This is a genomic window from Lentzea terrae (genome assembly GCF_003265345.1).
GTDB lineage: Bacteria > Actinomycetota > Actinomycetes > Mycobacteriales > Pseudonocardiaceae > Lentzea > Lentzea terrae.
Map to the genome: position 1 here is coordinate 224,735 of NZ_QFWW01000024.1, position 639 is coordinate 225,373.

Annotated in this window: 1 protein-coding gene; it reads left to right on the forward strand. The window is 69.8% G+C overall.

Going from position 1 to position 639, the window contains the following annotated elements; all coding sequences use genetic code 11:
- Positions 1-445, forward strand: a 445-nt coding sequence (locus tag DI276_RS30685) for an HNH endonuclease signature motif containing protein (protein WP_198681003.1), incomplete at its 5' end; no start/stop codon positions are given.
- Positions 446-639 lie beyond the last annotated feature (194 nt).

Here is a 639-nt window from a genome sequence, read left to right on the forward strand (position 1 = left end):
CCTGGCTGCTCAGGTCGGCCAGGCCACGCTGGACAACCAGGAACGCGTCCCGGCCGCCCAGGTCCGCCAGCTGGCCTGCAACGCGGGCATCATCCCGCTGCTCCTGGGCGACCGCTCGCAGCCGATGGACATCGGCCGCAAAACCCGCACCTTCCCGGCCGGAATCCGGAGAATCCTGGTCGCCCGCGACCACGGCTGCGCGTTCCCCGGCTGCGGCAGACCGCCGAAACACTGCGACGCCCACCACATCCACCACTGGGCGGATGGCGGTGTCACCTCGGTGGACAACGCGGTCCTGCTGTGCCGCCACCACCACACACTGATCCACCACAGCGAGTGGACAGTGCGGATGGTCCACGGCATACCCACGTTCTATGCCCCGGCGTGGCTCGACCCGCAACGCAGGCCAAGACGCAACCTCCTCCACGCCGCCGCAGCGGCATGACGGGCGGGCCCACGGGCTCGCCCGCGACTGGCTCGCCGGAAACTGGCACGCCTACCGCCCACCGCATGCGCCTGCCGCCTGAACTCCGACCGGCCCACCCGCAATGAACGTCGGCGATACCCGCTGACGCCATTCCGGGAGCGCGCCACGAGGATTCCATCTATATCTCGCGAAGCCGAAGGCAAGCGGCGATG